This window comes from Streptomyces sp. NPDC002324, assembly GCF_053593335.1.
Window position 1 is genome coordinate 23,455 of the sequence record NZ_JBSFCF010000040.1, and the last position, 13,281, is coordinate 36,735.

The window sequence follows — 13,281 nt, forward strand, 5'->3', positions numbered from 1 at the left end:
GGTTTCTCCTACCTGAAGGGCGGCCCGGTCGGTCTGCTGCGCCTGGGCCATTGGGAAGGATCGTACCGAGCCCGGGGTGCTCCTCGCGAAACAGATACCTCAGTCCCCTCCGCAGGCCTCCTCGAAGAAGGCCGTGATCTCCGCGGTCTCCTGCAGCGACTTCATCAGCCGGTCCCGCTCCGCCTCGTCGACCTGCACGGGCGCGATGCCGTCGGCGTCCGTGAGGCGCCGGAACCCGCCGCGGCTCTCCAGCCTCCCGCGCACCCGGACCGGCAGTCCCACGAGGTGTGCCTGGCCCGCGATCCGGTACGACTCCTCGTCCAGGGTCATGCGCACATGCGGAACCTCGGCGCCGCCGAGGACCCGCAGCCGTACGGTGCCCTCGCCGCGCCCCGCGGACCGGCGCATCCGGACCACGGCCCCCGTGATCCGCACCGGGATCGAGGGCTCCTCGCGCAGATAGCGGGCGCCGGCCTCGCGCAGCACGGGCAGGTCGCCCGGGGAGAACTCGACGGGCTCGGACGGTGTCGCGCCGCCCTCGGGGACCCCGGCGGCGGGCGCCCAGTCCACGGCGACCCGGGCGCCCTCGGTGCCGCGGACGAGGGCGACGAGCGCCTCGGTCAGCTCGTGGCTGACCCCGGCCTCGACAGCGCCGTCGAAGGCCTCCATGCCGCCGGTGGCCCGCTGGTAGTCGATGGCCTCGCGGGCGGCGTAGAGGGCCTGGTGCAGGCGCAGGGCGAGGGGGCGGCCGGTGGCCACGGGGACGAAGGCGGTGAGGCGGCGGCCGCCGGGGGCGGCGCCGACGAGGACGCTGTCCAGACAGGCGGCTGCGGGCAGGCGGTGCCGGGCGCCGTAGTAGCCGGCACGCGCGCGAGTGGCCAGCGCCGCCGCGAGGAGCATCTGGCGGGCGGCCGAGCGCAGTTGGTCCTCGACGCCCCAGGAGGCGGTGCCCAGCGGGCCGGTGGGCACGTCCCGCCACCAGTGGATCTCGTCGCTGGGCACGGTGAGCGCGACCAGCACGTCCCGCGCGGCGGGCGAGCCGCTCCGGGACAGGGCCGTGAGGGCTTCGCCGAGCAGGTCGTCGCTGTCGGGGAAGGCCCGGTTCTCGGGCACGAGCAGGCTCATGCCCCGCCCGGCCGGCCCCGGCGGGGTCCAGCGGCCGTACCGCCCGGCGGCTCCGCCGCGCCGCTGCCAGCCGTGCCGTCGCAGCAGGGCACCGAGAACCGCGGGGTCGACCTGGTCGGGGTCGGGCGGCCGGGTCCAGGTGGGCTCGACGGGGTGGGACCGTACCGGGCGTACGGGCTCCCCGATGGGACGGCGTACGGCCGCGCCCTGCGCGTCGGGTCGCGGCGCCCGGCCGTCCTCGCCACCTGGACGGCTCGACGTCCCGTCCTCGGCGTAGGGGCGCCGGTCCGAGGTGTCCGCACGTCGCGGGCGTCGGGCGGACGCGTCGTCGTAGGGCCGTCGGCCGGGTCCCTCGTCGTAGTGGCGCGTGCCGGAGCCGTCGTCGTCGATGGGGCCGTGGGTCACGGTCTGCCTCCCGTTCCGACCCGCGTCATGATCTCGCAGAGCGCTCGGTCGTCGAAGATGCGCGAGGTCGGTATGCGCACGGTGGTGCGGTGCCTACCGGTGATCGGGTGTCCGGCGAGGTTGATCCAGTAGCAGCAGTGCCGCAGATCCAAGCGGTCGTGGCCGGCCCGCAGCCACTGCTCCTGCGAGCGGGGGACGATCATCACGACCAGGATCTTGTGCACCGACACGGGGGTGCGGGCCAGCTTCGCCAGGTGCTGGTTGTCGAGGGTGAAGGAGAAGGACCGGCCGGCCGGGTTCGGCGCGAGCTGGTAGGTGGCCTTGAGCTGCACCTTGATGGTGACCTCGTCGTCGACCGTGTGACCGGGCGAGCCGTGGCTGACGTGCCAGTCGATTCCGTTGTCCGGAAAGGGCTGGGAGAGCGAGCAGCCGGCCGCGGCGGCCACCGCGTGCAGATAACCCACCTGCAGGGTCTCCATGCAGGCGGTGGTGGCGAGGGAGCCGCGGAGCGGTGCCGCGTGCTCGGGCAGCAGCCCGCCCCGCTCGGGCTGCGCTATGGCCATGACCAACAGCCTTCCAGTGCTGGTGTTTCCCCGTACCGAGCCGCTGAACTGCGCAGACCCGTACTTCTGTTGTCTCCTTCCGGCGTACGGCGCAAACAGCCCGGGTATCACCAAACTGGCAGAAGACGGGACGTCAGCTGCCGTGGGTGAACGAGGAGTTGTGGACACATGACGTGTTGGTACGAGGGGCCCTTGGCGGCGTTCGACACGGAGACCACGGGTGTGGACGTCGAGACCGACCGGATCGTGTCGGCGGCCGTGGTCGTCCAGGACGCGCCCGGCACCCACCCCCGGGTGACCCGGTGGCTGGTGAACCCGGGCGTGCCGGTGCCCGCCGCGGCGACGGCGGTGCACGGGCTGACGGACGAACAGTTGCAGCGCGACGGCCGCTGGCCGGCGCCGGTGATGGAGGAGATAGCCAGGGCGCTGGCGGAGCAGGCGGTGCGCGGCCGCCCGCTGGTCGTCATGAACGCGCCGTTCGATCTGACGCTGCTGGACCGTGAGTTGCGGCGGCACCGCGCCTCGTCGCTGGACCACTGGTTCGAGGTGACGCCTTTGCGGGTCCTGGACCCTCGCGTCCTGGACAAGCACCTGGACCGCTACCGCAAGGGCCGGCGCACGCTCACCGACCTGTGCGCGCACTACGAGGTCGTACTGGACGGCGCGCACGACGCGGGAGCCGACGCGCAGGCGGCGATGGACGTCGTCCGCGCGGTGGGGCGCCGTTTCGCGACCCGGCTGGCGCGTCTCTCCCCGGCCGAACTGCACACGCTGCAGGCCGTGTGGCACGCGGCGCAGGCGCGCGGGCTGCAGGCCTGGTTCGCGCGCAGCGGCACGGACGAGGCGGTGGACCCGGCGTGGCCGTTGCGTCCGGACATGCCCGCGGCGGCATGAAAGAAGCCGGTCCGCGTGTGCGGACCGGCTCTACCCGGTGGGCGATACTGGGTTCGAACCAGTGACCTCTTCGGTGTGAACGAAGCGCTCTCCCACTGAGCTAATCGCCCGGGAACGGACTGAACAATACAGGTCCCGACGGGTCTGGTTCAAACCGCTTGGCCAGGTTCCGTGAGGTACGCGAGGAGTCCTCGTCGTCCTGCCCGCATCATCAGGGCGTGGTTGGCGCGGAACACGAGCCGTCCCGGTACGGCCAGCCGTCTCAGCAGGGGCTTGGTGACGTCGACTTCCTGGTCGTAGCGGGCGAGGGTGCCGGGCCCGTCGGCGCCGACCTTCCAGCGGGCCCAGCCGTTCAGGTCACCGGTCATCTCGATCTCCAGGACGCCGGCCGCCGCGTCGCGCCGCACCGCCCGCGCGGTGAGGACGATGTCGTACGGCACGACCGAGCGGATCCGGAGGGTGCCGGTGGTGTCGTCGATCCGGGTCACCTCGCGGACCTGCGGCCACCAGCGCGGATAGTCCTCCGGCCGCTGGAGCACGTCGTACACGGCGGCGGGCGGCGCGGGCAAATTCCAGTGGCTGCGGAAGCGGTAGTGGCACCAGTCCATGGTCGAATTGTGCCTGCACCGGGGCTTGTGGCGCGGGATCTGAGTACCACCTGAGTACCCGCACTCATGCCCCGCGGCGTGACGCCGACCACACTCCGTGGCATGACGCACTTTCCGTCCCCGGCCGAGGAGTTGCGGGCCCTCGACTCCGAACTGCGGCAGCTCGACGCCCGCCGCACGTTCCTGCTGACGCGCCGCGCCTGGCTGGTCGACGCCCTGTACGCGGCGGCGCCCGCACCCGGCGCGCCCGCCGCCGCGCCCGCGCGGCGCCCCGAGACGACGGCGCCGAACGTCCAGAACGTGCTGCTGGTCCTCGGGGGCGTCCTGCTGACCGTCGCGGCGATCGCGTTCACGCTGGTCAGTTGGGGACACATCGGAATCGGCGGCCGGGCCCTGGTCCTCGCCGGGGTGACCGTGGCCGCGCTGGGCGCGCCGCCGGCACTCCTCCGCCGCGGCCTGCGCTCGACCGCCGAGGCGGTGTCGGGCCTCGGCCTCGCCCTGACCGTCCTCGACGCGTATGCCCTGCACGAGGTCGCGCTCACCGGGGCGGACGGCACGGGGTACGCGGCGGTCGCGGCGGCGGTGCTCGCGGTGATGTGGGCGGCGTACGGTCTGGTCCTGCGCGCTCCGGCGACCGGCACCGGCAAGGCGACGCCCGCCCGCGGGACTCTGGTCCTGCCCCTCCCCCTCGCGCTGGTCGCCGCTCAACTCCCCCTCTTCCTCTGGTCGTTCGCGGCGGAAGCGGGCGTGGAGACGGTGACGGCCGTGCTGCTGGTGACAGCGGCGGCCGACACCGCGATCGCGCTCCGGGTGTCCCTCAGGCCGGTACGGATCGTGGCCGTTGTGGGCGCGTTCGGCTGGGGTGCCTGGGGTGTACTGGCGGCCGGGTGGCTCTCGTGGGCCGCCGCCGGCCCGAGCGCCGCCGCCCGTGCGGCGGCGCTCCTCGCCCTCGGCGCGGCGATCGCCCTGACCGCCGCCCGGGTCACCCCGAAGCGGGCCCTGGCCCTCGGGACCGCGCTCACCGGCGGGCTCCTCGTGGTCGTCGGCGCCGGCGGCATCGCCCGCGCGGTCCTGCCCGAGGTGTGGACGGTCCCGGCCCATCTCCTGTGCGGAATCGCTTTGCCGGCGGCCGTACGCACGCGGGCCCCCGAGCCCGTACGGCGGGGCCTCGGGCACGCGTCCTCCGTGGTCCAGGGCCTCGCCGTGGCCACCGCGCTGCCGACCTTGGCCATCGTGCTGCTCAGTCCGATCGGCTGGATCGAGCGGGTCTGGTCGGGTGCGCCCGTGGACGCCCGCGCGGCGGTGACACTCGACGCGCCCTGGCCGCCGAACACGGCCACCGTGCCTCTGGTGCTCGCCGTCGTCGCCGGTGTGCTGACCGTGGCCGCGCGGACCGTGACGTGGCGGACCCCGGCCCTGATCGGCGCTCTCGTCCTCACCTGGGCCACGGTCCTGGTGCTCCCCCCGATCCTCGAACTGCCGTTCACGGCCGGGTTGGTGGTGCACGGCCTCCTGGTCGTGGCCGCACTGGGCTTCGCCGTGTTCATGCGGCCGGCGGAACCCGGGCGCCTCCAGGCACCGATACCCCTCACCAGCGCCGCCCTGGCCCTCGTCACCGCCCTGGGCCTGGCCCTGCACTCCCTGGCCACCGAGCCGACCACCCTCACCGTCCTCGCCGCCTCGACCGTCGTGTTCGCGGCGGCGGCCGCCCGGCGCACCGACGTGGGCGCCCTCACCGCCCCCGTCTCCCTCGCCCACGCCACCATCCTGACCTGCGCGATCGGCGCCTCCGCCGACTGGCAGCCGCAGCACACGGCGCTGCTCGTCCTCACCGTCCCGGCCGTCGCGGCCCTGCTCGCGGCCCGCCTCGGCGACTCACCCCTGACGATCCCGGTGGAGGCGACCGGCGCCGCGGCCGGCCTCCTGGCCCTCGCCCTCTCCGCCGCGCACCCGCCCCTGCTCGCCCTGACCCTCGCGCTCTGCGGTGTCATCACCATGGGCACAGCCGTACGACCGGACCGCCGCCGACTCGGCTACGCGGCCACCGTCCTGTTCGTCCTGGCCTCCTGGGTACGGCTGGCGGTCTGGGACGTCGGCTCCCCCGAGGCGTACACCCTGCCGGTGACCGTCCCGGCCCTGCTCGTCGGCCATCTGCGCCGACGCCGGGACCCGACCGCCTCGTCCTGGACGGCGTACGGCCCGGGACTCGCCGCCACGCTCGTCCCGAGCCTCGTCGCGGCCTGGAGCGACGCGCACTGGCTCCGCCCCCTGCTGCTGGGCGCCGCCGCCCTGCTGATCACGCTCCTGGGCGCCCGCCACCGCCTCCAGGCTCCCCTGCTCCTCGGCGGCGGCACGCTCACCCTGGTCACCCTCCACGAACTCGCGCCGTACATCGCCCAGGTCGTGGACGCCCTCCCCCGCTGGGCGCCCCCCGCCCTGGCGGGCCTGCTCCTGCTCGCGGCGGGAGCCACCTACGAACAACGCCTGCGCGACGCACGGCGCGTACGGGACGCACTGGGCAGACTGACCTGAGGCGCGCCCCGTCAGGGGCGCGGGGAACTGCGCGACCAGTCACGACGATCCCGCAGTTCCCCACCCACCCCAGCCACCCCGAGCCCCCCGCCCGACCCAGCGGAGCGCTACGGCATCTTGTCGCCCACCAACGCCAGGTTCTGGATCGCCGCCAACCCGTACAGCGCGGTCGCGTTGGTCGACACCCACGCCGCCTCGCTGCCCGGCACGAGCGCCGTCGGCCCCTCGATCTTCTTGGTGGTCCAGTCGGTCGACTCCTTGTAGTCCCAGGTGTCGGCGCTGTTGTAGAACTGCCGCCAGGCACGGGCCGCGAGCTTGTCGTCCTTCAACTGCACGGCGGCGTAGGCGTCCTGTCGCGAATGGCCCTGGAAGAGCAGCAGGGTGCCGAAGTTGGAGCCGTAGCGCGCGGCCTGTTCGGCCTTCGTCGCGTTGAAGTAGCGGCAGTAGTCGAGCCAGGCCTCCTTGAACTTGGGCATCTCGATCTGGTCGAGGAGTTCCGCGCACATCTCGACCAGACCGAACATGGCCGACAGATGCGAGACCCCTACCACCGGCTTGTCCGCGACGGCGAACTTCCCGGTGTCCAGGTCGTACAGCCCGGTGCCCTGGACGAAGCCGTTGGGCTGGGCGGCGATCGTCTCCATGGTCGACAGGACGCGCGCCCTGGCCTTCTCCCACTTGGGGCCGCGCCGCTCCCACTCGGTCAGCCACGCCGACACGAGCCCGGACCAGTCGGTGCCGAAGCCGATCGACAGCGCGTTGCGGTCGGGGGTGTAGGGCTCGGTGCGGATCTTGCGGATGGGGTCGAGGACGAGGAACGTCTCGTCGGAGTCGACGTTGGCGTGCATGAGGTCGCCGACGCGTTCGTCGGCGGTGAGGAAGTAGTAGTAGCGGCGGTAGGTGGTGTTGGCGATCCGCTGCTGCTTGGCGCTGTCGGCGTAGTGCTGGACGCCGTGTCGGGTGCCGAGGCCGGCCCATTTGCCGAGGTGGTAGACGTCGACCTCGCCGGTGTGGCGGGTCATGGCCTCGGCGAAGCGGAAGATGTCCGCGCGGCCGGAGCGCATGTACGCGAACCAGAGCCACAGGTCCGGCGAGAGTTCGGAGTTGTCCCAGGCGTAGCCACCGATGTCGTAGCACCACTGGTGACGGCTGGGGTCGTAGGTGTGCATGATGTCGCCGTAGTCCCAGAAGCCGTACCACCGGCGCATCTCCACCTGGTCCTTGTAGTAGGTGAAGAGGAAGTCCAGGTGGTTCTCGATCTTCGCCTTGGCGGCGGTGGAGCGGTCCGGCTCGGCGAACAGCCGGCCGAAGACGCCCGCCTTGACGAGCTGCTTGGGCGGGGCGGCGAGCTGCGGGGGCGTGCGGACGGCCTCGACCTGCTTGGCCATGTCCTCGGCGCCCGGGGTGGACTCATGGGCCCAGAAGAGGAGTTCGCTGGTGCGGGCGATGCCGTAGGGGGTGCCGAACCCGGGCTCATAGTCCTCGTAGGTGATGTTGAGGCCTTCGAGCTGCTCGGGGAAGGTGTCCTGGCCCATGCCGTCGTGGTAGAAGCGCAGGTCCATGGGGCGCGCCTCGGGCGACCAGAGCCAGAGGGTGACCTCGGCGGTGTCGGTCTGCGCGTCTCGGATGTCGAGCTGGGCGGGGAACTTCTCCCAGAAGTCCCGCAGGCCGAAGGCGAACCCGCCGGACGCGCCACCGACGTACCCGAAGCCGCTGGCACGCCGGCCACCGCCGGCCGGGATCCAGCCGTGACCCTTCTTGGTGCGCTTGCGGACACCGAAGCCGTCGGCGGACAGCTGCGAGAGCGTGTAGTCGCCCCACTCGGGGATGTACTGCAGGCGGGTCGTGACGCGCTGGTCCCAGGTGGACGGGTCGGGCAGCTTCTTCCCCTCGAACTGGGCGGTGCGCACCGCCGTCCCCGGGTCGCGCCGCAGGCCCGTGACGCCCTTGACCGCCTCGCGCAGCAGACCCGTGCCCTCGCCGCCGATCCGGATGTGGCGGTCGTACGCGGCGTCGCGCATCGGCACCTCGAAGCGGACGCCGATGCCGCGGACGAAGTCGCCGCCGGCCTTTCCGGGCTCCTGGTTGCCGTCGAAGGTGATGGTGTGCACCATGCGGAACGACTCGGCGCCCGCGTAGAAGTAGAGGCGGATCGAGAAGGGCAGCCAGCTGTGGCTTCCCTTGCGGTGCTTGCCGTCGATGCGGACCACGGCACGCACCGGGCCCTCCTGCTCGACCTCGACCTCGTCGATGAGGCTCTCGTAACGCTGGAACTTCTCCGTGCCCTGGTCGCCGTCCTCGATCTCGGGCTGGCGCAGCAGCACCAGATGGCCGCTGTGGGCGATCTCGGTGGAGCCGCGGAGCACGGACTTCACGAGCGTGGAGCCGGACTTGCATATCTTGGCGGTGATGACACCGGTCGACACGTCGATGGTGGTGCCGCGCTTGTCGACGGTGACCTTCTTCTCCGGCGCGGCCGGTGTGCCCGCCGCGAGGGTGAGCTTGCCGGAGCCGGCGCCCGCGCCCACCGCGTGCGCGGTCCACTTCAGGGAGCCGTCGGGCCAGTAGCCGATCGGCCAGGACTGCACGGCCACGGCCTTGCCGTCACCGTCGGTCAAGGAAAACGACTGTTCTTTTTCGTACGCGCCCTTCGGCCACGGCACACCCACGGTCGAACCGGGAGCGGCGCCGAGTCCGCCGTCCTCCAGCCAGTCCAGGGTGACCGGATCCGCCTCCGCCGCTTCGGCCAGGGGCGCGGCCTGCGCGTTCGAACTCCCGAGAGCCCAGCTGACCTGCGCTGCGGCTCCTGCGACGGCGGCCGCCTTGAGAAGGGACCTGCGGTCGATGGGGGACATGGCCTTTCCTTTCCGTACGGGAAGTCTTGCGTGCTGATAGTCAGGGGCATGACAGAGAGAGGCGCGACGCCTCCGGGGCGTCGACCCGAACGGACGGCACCGCCCGCCGCCGTCAGCGGCGGCGGTACCGCTCCTCCACGGCGACGGCCGCCGCCGCGACGGCCCCGAGCACCGGGATCGCCAGCGGCGCGACGAACCAGGCGGAACAGACCACGACGGCCAGTCCACCGACGAGCAGAAACGACCCGGCGGGGTCGAGCACGGTCCGCCGCCCGGCCGCGCCGAGCAACGCCCGCCAGGTGGCGCCGGGCCGCCACACCGCCGCCGCGCGCAGTCCGGCGACCACGGCCCCGATCAGCGCGAGGACACCGACCGCGCCGACCAGCGGCCCGCCCGGAATCCCGGCGCGTACGGCCTGGACGTCCACCCACACCGCCGCGAGCGCCGCCCATCCCGCGAGCCCGACGAGCCAGCCGCCGCGCACCGCCGTCCGGACGTCGGCCCAGAACTCCCGCCAGCCGCCGCCCTCATGGGCCGTGCGGCGCCTCAGGTGCCGGGAGCCGGCGGCGAACGCGGCGGGGTAGGTCACCAACGGCAGCGAGGCCAGCGCGACCCACACCCCGGTGAGCAGACACTCGGCGAACAGCGCGAACCGTTCGGCGAGCACGGACTCCCCGCGGGGCGCGGCGGTCTTCGCACGGGCACGGGCCTGGGCCATGGTCAGCTCACCTCAGCCCTTCAGTCCCGAGGTGGCCATGCCGTCGATGAGATAACGCTGGAAGGCGAGGAAGAAGGCGAGCACCGGCAGCAGCGCCACCAGCGACATCGCGATCATGCCGCCGTAGTTGGCGACCCCGTCCTGGTCCACGAACATCTTCAGCCCGAGCGAGACCGTGTACTTGTCGGGCTCGTTCAGATAGATCAGCGGGCCCATGAAGTCGTTCCAGGAGTTGATGAACGTGAAGATCGCGCTGGTGATGAGCGCGGGCCGGCACAGCGGCAGCACGATCGACCAGTAGATCCGGAAGTGCCCGCAGCCGTCGAGCCGCGCCGCCTCGTCGAGCTCCTTGGGCAGGTTCCGCATGAACTGCACCATCAGGAAGACGAAGAACGCCTCCGTGGCCAGGTACTTCGGCAGCAGCAGCGGGGTGTAGGTGTTGATCAGTTCCATGTTGCGGAACAACACGTACTGCGGGATCAGCAGCACGTGGTACGGCAGCAGGAGCGTGCCGATCATCAGCGTGAAGAGCAGATTGCGGCCGGCGAACTTGATCTTCGAGAAGGCGTACGCCGTCAGCGAGCAGGACACCAGGATCCCGACCACCGAACCCACGGCGAGCGTGAGCGAGTTGAGGAAGAAGGTCGAGATCGGGATGTCGGCGATGCCGTCGGAGAGCCGGGTGTAGTTCGCGATGATCGGGTCGGTCGGCAGCAGGTCCAGACTGCCGACGATGTCCTCACTCTTCTTGAACGAGCCGCCGACGACCCAGATCACCGGGTAGAGGATCACCGCGAGGATCGCGAGCGACCCGATGTGCCAGGCGAGCGAGCCGGGCAGCCTGCGACGCAGGGCCCCCGCTCTCGGGGAGGGTCCCGGGGCCGGGGTGATCTCGGTGGCCGATGGGCGTACCCCCGGGTCGAGCGAAGTCGAGAGATTGGGGGAGCTCATCAGGCACCCTCCTCGTAGTGCACCCAGCGCTTCTGGGACCAGAACAGCACCGCCGTCACCAGGGCGACCGCGACCAGCAGCAGCCAGGCCATGGCGGAGGCCAGACCCATCCGGCTGTTCTCGAAGCCCTGGACGTACAGATAACAGGTGTAGACCATGGAGCCGTCGGCCGGACCGCAGGCGTTGCCTCCGGCGCCACCGCCGACGATGTACGCCGAGCTGAAGATCTGGAACGAGTGGATCGTCTCCAGCAGGACGTTGAAGAAGAGGACCGGGGAGATCATCGGCAGGGTGATGTTCCAGAAGCGCCGCCAGGGGCCCGCCCCGTCGACCTCGGCGGCCTCGTACAGCTCACGCGGGACCTGCTTGAGACCGGCGAGGAAGATGACCATGGGGGCGCCGAACTGCCAGACGGTGAGCGCCACCAGGCTGTAGATGATCATTTCCGGGTCGCCGGTCCAGCCGCCGACGTCGATGCCGAAGATCTGCTGCGTACGGTCGACGATCGCGTCGTCGGAGAAGATGGCCTTCCAGACGATCGCGATGGAGACGCTGGCGCCGATCAGCGACGGCGCGTAGAAGGCGGCCCGGTAGAAGGCCTGCCCACGCCGTTTCTGGGCCAGGAGCAGCGCCACGCCGAGGGCCGCGATCAGCTTCAGGGGCGTGCCGACGACGACGTACCAGACGGTGACCCGCACCGAGTGGCGCCAGCGCGGGTCGGCGAACATCTCGGAGAAGTTGTCGAGGCCGATCCACCTGGGCGCGTCGAACAGGTTGTAGTCGGTGAAGGCGAAGTAGAGCGAGGCGATCATCGGGCCTGCCGTCAGCAGCAGGAAACCGGCGATCCAGGGGGACATGAAGAGGTAGCCGGCCAGGTTCTCCCGGCGGCCCCGCCGCTTGAGTGCGGCGGGGCGGGGAGCCTTGGCCGGACGGTGCCGCGGCTCGGAGTCCTGGGTCAGGTCCTCCGTCGCAGGGGCGTGTGTCACGGCGGTTCCCATCAGCTGCCGAGAGCCGTCTTCGACTCGGTGAAGAACTGCTTGACGGCGTCGTCCACCGAGCGCGTGCCCAGACCGAGTTCCTCGCCGATGCGCAGGAACGCGGCCTCACAGATATCCGCGCCGTTCGGGTGCGGCGTGATGGGCTCCAGGACGCCGGACGCGACGAGGGACTCCTCGTACGCGGCGATCGCCTTGTTGACCGGGTCGGTCGGCTTGAACGCGTCGTACTGGGCCTGGGTCGCGGGAACCCCGCGGTCGTAGCCCATGATCTTGGCGACCTCGGGCTCGTGCACCATGAAGTCGATGAACTGGGCGACTTCCTTGGGGTGCTGCGTGCGCTTGGACGCGCTGAGCATGAGGGAGCCGAGGTACTGGCCGGTCTTCTTGCCGTCGGTGGTGGGGATGGGGGCCAGGCCGTACTCGCTCTTGCCCTCGGCGGTGTAACGGACGGTGAAGTTGTCCCAGGTGAACTCGCCGGCGGCGAGTTCCGCGGCGACAGCCGACTTGGGCTTGATCTGGGCGACCTTCTTCGGGTCGGCGTAGAGGCCCTCCTCGATACCCTTCCTGGCCTTCGTCCACCACTGCTTCAGATCCGCCTCGGTGAAGCCGAGCCCGTCCTCGGTGAAGAACGCCTTGCCGTTCTGGCGCAGGTAGAGGTCGTAGAGGTACATCACGCCGTACATGCCGCTGTCGCCGGCGCGCCCCGTCTTGTCGCGGATCTTCTTCATCCCCGCGTCGAAGTCGTCCCAGGTCCAGCCCTGCTCCGGCTTCACCCCGGACTTGGTGTAGACGGGCTTGTCGATCACCAGGGCCATCGAGTTGGACCCGACCGGCACTCCGAGCAGCTTTCCGTCGACCTCGCCGAACTTCTCCAGGCCCGCTCTGAAGCCTTCCAACGACAGGTGGCCCGCCTCGACCTGGGGGCCGAGATCGAGCAGCACATTCTTCGCGTCGTATTTCCGGAGGAAACCGACGGCATTCTGGAACACGTCCGGCGGATTTCCACCGGAGGCCTGGGTGTTGAACTTCTTCCAGAAGTCGAGATAGGGCTGGAAGTCGGTCTTGACCTTGATCTTCGGGTACTTCTTCTCGAAAAGCGCGATCGTCTTCTTGATGCGCTCCGCGCGGTCCTCGGCACCCCACCAGGCGTAACGGATCGTCACCGTCCCGTCTCCCGCGCCACTGCCGCCGCCACAGGCCGTGGCGGTCGCCCCCAGCCCCGCGACGGCCAGTGAGGCTCCGGCCGCCTTGAGGACCGTCCGCCTCTCAACGTTCCTGTTCTGCTGCATGGTTGAGCCTCCCCGCGACGTTGCGTCCGCGCCATGAATCGTTTCAAGTAAGCGCTTGCTGGCACAAGGTACGGAGAGCCTCAGGAGACGTCAATGATTCGGACAGGAATTGATGGAAAGCGGTCTCGCCCCCGCACCCGGGGCGCCGACGTCGCAGGTGACGGTCGGTCAACCGTAAGCGCAGGTCGGAGAGTTGTGATCGACGGGCCGAACGTGACGGGCACCGAGGAGCGGTGAACCGGAGAGACTGAAAGGAGTCAGTGGGGCGACCCCGGGCGTTTCCCGCCCAACCCACCCCGGACCATGTCGGACCGGCCGGGCACCGCCCCCGGCCAAGGACGAG

Annotated in this window: 10 protein-coding genes and 1 tRNA gene; 2 read left to right on the top strand and 9 right to left on the bottom strand. The window is 71.1% G+C overall.

The features are described 5' to 3' along the window. Positions 1–99 precede the first annotated feature (99 nt). Both ACWCRJ_RS36040 and ACWCRJ_RS36045 read right to left on the bottom strand, forming a co-directional pair. Complete coding sequence (locus ACWCRJ_RS36040) at positions 100–1,530, bottom strand: hypothetical protein (RefSeq protein ID WP_450943232.1); 1,431 nt, start codon at positions 1,528–1,530, stop codon at positions 100–102. After that, positions 1,527–2,093: a DUF4365 domain-containing protein gene (locus ACWCRJ_RS36045; protein ID WP_020114449.1), complete on the bottom strand. Its 567-nt coding sequence runs from the start codon at positions 2,091–2,093 to the stop codon at positions 1,527–1,529. The genes ACWCRJ_RS36040 and ACWCRJ_RS36045 overlap by 4 nt, the downstream gene beginning before the upstream one ends. Positions 2,094–2,261: 168 nt before the next feature. On the opposite strand from ACWCRJ_RS36045, the gene ACWCRJ_RS36050 reads away from it, so the two are divergent. After that, complete coding sequence (locus ACWCRJ_RS36050; protein WP_450943233.1) at positions 2,262–2,987, top strand: exonuclease domain-containing protein; 726 nt, start codon at positions 2,262–2,264, stop codon at positions 2,985–2,987. Between the two features lie 38 nt (positions 2,988–3,025). Here the strand turns inward: ACWCRJ_RS36050 and ACWCRJ_RS36055 are convergent. Beyond that, a tRNA-Val gene (locus ACWCRJ_RS36055) sits at positions 3,026–3,097 on the bottom strand. A gap of 39 nt (positions 3,098–3,136) precedes the next feature. Further along, positions 3,137–3,595 (bottom strand): SRPBCC family protein, encoded by a 459-nt coding sequence (locus ACWCRJ_RS36060; protein WP_450943234.1) that lies wholly within the window; start codon positions 3,593–3,595, stop codon positions 3,137–3,139. Between the two features lie 102 nt (positions 3,596–3,697). Between ACWCRJ_RS36060 and ACWCRJ_RS36065 the strand changes: the two genes are divergently transcribed. After that, positions 3,698–6,127 carry an SCO7613 C-terminal domain-containing membrane protein gene (locus ACWCRJ_RS36065; RefSeq protein WP_450943235.1) on the top strand — a complete coding sequence of 810 codons (2,430 nt, stop codon included), beginning with the start codon at positions 3,698–3,700 and terminating at the stop codon, positions 6,125–6,127. A gap of 107 nt (positions 6,128–6,234) precedes the next feature. Here ACWCRJ_RS36065 and ACWCRJ_RS36070 read toward each other — a convergent pair whose 3' ends face one another. The 5 genes from ACWCRJ_RS36070 to ACWCRJ_RS36090 all read right to left on the bottom strand — a co-directional run bounded on the left by ACWCRJ_RS36070 (position 6,235) and on the right by ACWCRJ_RS36090 (position 12,938). Next, on the bottom strand, positions 6,235–8,982 hold the full coding sequence (locus tag ACWCRJ_RS36070; protein WP_450943236.1) for an exo-rhamnogalacturonan lyase family protein: 2,748 nt from the start codon (positions 8,980–8,982) through the stop codon (positions 6,235–6,237). Between the two features lie 112 nt (positions 8,983–9,094). Next, complete coding sequence (locus tag ACWCRJ_RS36075) at positions 9,095–9,700, bottom strand: hypothetical protein (RefSeq protein ID WP_450943237.1); 606 nt, start codon at positions 9,698–9,700, stop codon at positions 9,095–9,097. Positions 9,701–9,712: 12 nt separating this feature from the next. After that, positions 9,713–10,651, bottom strand: coding sequence for a carbohydrate ABC transporter permease (locus ACWCRJ_RS36080; RefSeq protein WP_450943238.1), 939 nt, complete (start codon positions 10,649–10,651; stop codon positions 9,713–9,715). Beyond that, positions 10,651–11,649, bottom strand: a complete 999-nt coding sequence (locus tag ACWCRJ_RS36085) for a carbohydrate ABC transporter permease (protein WP_450943239.1) — start codon at positions 11,647–11,649, stop codon at positions 10,651–10,653. The genes ACWCRJ_RS36080 and ACWCRJ_RS36085 overlap by 1 nt, the downstream gene beginning before the upstream one ends. Beyond that, positions 11,649–12,938: an ABC transporter substrate-binding protein gene (locus ACWCRJ_RS36090; protein ID WP_450943240.1), complete on the bottom strand. Its 1,290-nt coding sequence runs from the start codon at positions 12,936–12,938 to the stop codon at positions 11,649–11,651. The genes ACWCRJ_RS36085 and ACWCRJ_RS36090 overlap by 1 nt, the downstream gene beginning before the upstream one ends. Positions 12,939–13,281 lie beyond the last annotated feature (343 nt).